Below are 3,229 nucleotides of genomic sequence, written 5' to 3' on the forward strand. Positions count from 1 at the left end.
GGTTCAAGTTTAGTGATTACTAAGCTTGAACTGTTTTTATTTTGCTACCACGCAGTTAATTGGCTTACAGCCGATATAAATTTAAAGCCTGATCAAACAGGCTAAAACCGAATCTTTATAATTGTGTGTGAAGATGTTGTCAAAGGCGGTTCAAGTTTAGTAGTTACTAAGCTTGGGCTGTTTTTTTATTTACCGCCGCGCAATTATTTGACTTAGAATCAGTATAAACTCAAAGCCTAATTTACTGGCTCAAATAAAGTTTTTTATGTAAGCAACAAAAAAGCGCTAATTAAGCGCTTTTTTTTTGCCTATAATTTATCAATAGTGTTAAATACCAATAGTCTGAGACTTTACCTATTACTTCTCTTATTCCTATTTTAATATTGCCGATAACTGAGGCATATAAATCGTCTGGAGTTAATCACAGATTTAATATTCGTATTCAATGATGCTTAAATTATTTAGGCTAGTTTGTGTAAAGTTAGTAGTTAAGAAAGGGTTTAATCGTCAGGTGGGTACTTGCAGCCTTTATTATTAAAACTAAAGGCTATCAACTCTAATTGAATTTAAATAGCCTTTGTTTATATAGTTAACTTATCAGTAATGGGTGAGTCATGGTTGATTTAATGTACTGGAAATAAAGCAAATAAACCATCGATAAGCGTTCCTTGCCATACCAGATAATCGTGGCCGCCTGCATACTCTCTATAACTTACATCATAGCCTTTAACTTTTAGGATATCTCGCAAATGTCTACTTCCGTCAAGTATGCCCTTTTGACCGTTTCGTGCACCTTCAAAAAGCCCGGCACTGATAAAAAATCTGATAGGTAAAGTTTTAGAATTCATGATCTTTTCAGAAAAATAATATGTTGTTAGTGATTTATTATTTTTAGGGTCCCACCAATATGAACCACTTAAGGAAATTACATTACCAAAAATATCAGAGCGCCTAAAAGCATTAGTAGATGCACCAATACCTCCATAGCTTGATCCAGCCAGCACTCTTTGTTTTGCTAAAAATTGAACTGGCGACGATTTTTCTATAGTTGGTAGTAACTCATTAGTCAGCATTTTAGTAAAATCAGCATTACTGGGTAATTCTTTGCCTCTAGTTTTACTATCTAAACTTTCGATAAATATTGCTTCTATAGGAGGAAGAGAACCATTTTTTACTAAGGTATTGAGTTTTAAGTTTAAGTTAATTTTTTCTAGATATTTAAGTCCATCAAACATTAAAAGCTGAATTGCATCAGACTTTGTTACATCACCAAATCGATAAACTTTAATAGTACGTTTATTTTTTAATATCTCACTATTTAGTTCAAATGATAAAGGCGGTGTCGGAACTTCGTCTAATAAGGTTGCTGGGTATTGAGGCGGGGCATCATTTAATTCTACAACAGACTTTTGTTCATATTTTGTTTTTGCGTTTTTAGGAAAATAATTTGGATTATTAAGATCTCGTTGCGCCGTTGCAAGTAATGCGACTCTTTTTTCATAAGACCCTGCGTTAAATTGTGGTACATCAGGTGCTAATTTATAAGAAAGCCGTGTCGTATTTGGCACTTTATAGCTCTTATACCAAATATTTGATTGTTGAAGTCGCTCCATCCAGCCATGATTACTAGCAGGGGCTCCAAAAATAAGCACATTGTTTTTCGCACCTTTGTAAATAAATGTTATGAGAGTTTCATCATCAACCTGCTCGATTAATGGAGAGCCATTTTTTATAAGTTTATTCCATATATCTTCAGTGCTAACACCGGATTTAAGCATCGAGAAAGCTTGATTTATTAATTTACTGTCGGTTTGTTTTATATAATTATCTTGCTCAGCCTTGCTAACAATTCGGTTAATTTTTATTTCTGGAACTGATCCTGAATATATCATTTTAGGATGATCGTAATCAGCAATAAAGTGTAGCCTAGCTTGCTTCGCATTTTTATCTAATACTTTTCTAATAGGGTTTGATTGTTGATCAATTAAAGAAACGTCTGTTTTGTTTTCAGCAGTAACAACCGCATTAATATAACTTCCTTTATCTACCAAAAAAGTATACGTTTTTTTTGTTTTATCTAGCGTTATTTCACTCTGCTTTGAGTGAGCATTACTTGTGAACCAGAAGGTTAATGTAATGAACAATAAAGTACCTAAGCGCATAGTCTTCCTTAAATCGTTAATTATTATATTTAATCGCAAGCTCTTTGATTATTAAGTTAACAAAGACTAAAACCGCCCAATATAATGATAATCGTTTTTATTTGCGTTTATTATGTGATGATTGTTATGATAAATCAATACAAATATAGGACTGTTGTTAAAGTGCGATTTACTTTTACACTTAAATTTTAAGGTATCTAAATGAAACGGATTTTTTTAATTTGTTTGTTTTTTACACATTCTGTTTATGCAAATACTGATTACCCATTATTAGTTGATATTAACGGGAAAAGTATATTATTGAATAAAAAACCTACACGAGTTGTTGTATACGATTTTGCCGCACTGGATACTCTTGATTTAATGGGGATCGAGCCAATTGCTATCGCTGACGGTGTTTTACCAAATTACTTGTCTGCGTATAGAAATAAAGAAAAAATGATAGCGGGGAGCTTATTTAAGCCTAATATTTCGGTACTCAAAAGTTTAGAGCCTGATTTAATTATAGTAGGGCCACGTTCGAAATCTGCATTAAATGATCTATCTAAAATAGCTCCTACAATAGATATGAGCGTTTCACCGCACAATTTCTTATCTGACATATCTCGGAACTTAAAGGTTTACGGAAAAATTTTTGATAAACAAACCATTGCTAAAAACTATACGCAGAAACTTCAAACTAAGGTAGAGAAATTACGACGTAAGGGATTAAAACAGGGGAGTGGTTTAGTTTTATTTACCATGAAAGATGAATTTATCGTTCACAGTCCAGGCGATCGTTTTGGCATGATTTATAAACTAACAGGACTTGAATATGATCATCACCTGACTGATAAAGTATTTAATAAAACCACTACAGATACACCCGATCTTTCGCTGCTGGAGCAAGGAATGGCTCAGAACCCAGACTGGTTAATAATACTCGATCGAGGTTTAGCAACTGGAGGGAGTAGCCAAATTGGTAAAGCATTTGAAAAGTATTCTATTATTCAAAGTTCTGAAGCTTGGACAAAAAAAAATGTATTTTATCTAAATGCAAATCAGTGGTACTTACTTACAGGTGGCTA

Annotated in this window: 2 protein-coding genes; one reads left to right on the plus strand and one right to left on the minus strand. The window is 33.2% G+C overall.

Annotated elements, in window-relative coordinates:
* Positions 1 to 623 precede the first annotated feature (623 nt).
* The gene (locus tag ACT3RM_RS17365; protein WP_441995383.1) at positions 624 to 2,162 is read right to left on the minus strand and encodes an alpha/beta hydrolase-fold protein; all 1,539 of its coding nucleotides are present in this window, start codon (positions 2,160 to 2,162) and stop codon (positions 624 to 626) included.
* Between the two features lie 201 nt (positions 2,163 to 2,363).
* Between ACT3RM_RS17365 and ACT3RM_RS17370 the strand changes: the two genes are divergently transcribed.
* Positions 2,364 to 3,229 (plus strand): ABC transporter substrate-binding protein (locus ACT3RM_RS17370; protein ID WP_444511462.1); only part of this gene is annotated, 866 nt, incomplete at its 3' end.

Source organism: Pseudoalteromonas sp. AOP7-A1-14 (assembly GCF_052376275.1).
In the GTDB taxonomy this organism is placed as follows: domain Bacteria; phylum Pseudomonadota; class Gammaproteobacteria; order Enterobacterales; family Alteromonadaceae; genus Pseudoalteromonas.

What these genes read in the sequence shown, in the direction of transcription:
- ACT3RM_RS17365 (WP_441995383.1), bottom strand. Translation starts at nt 2,162, where the DNA reads ATGCGCTTAGGTACTTTATTGTTCATTACATTAACCTTCTGGTTCACA.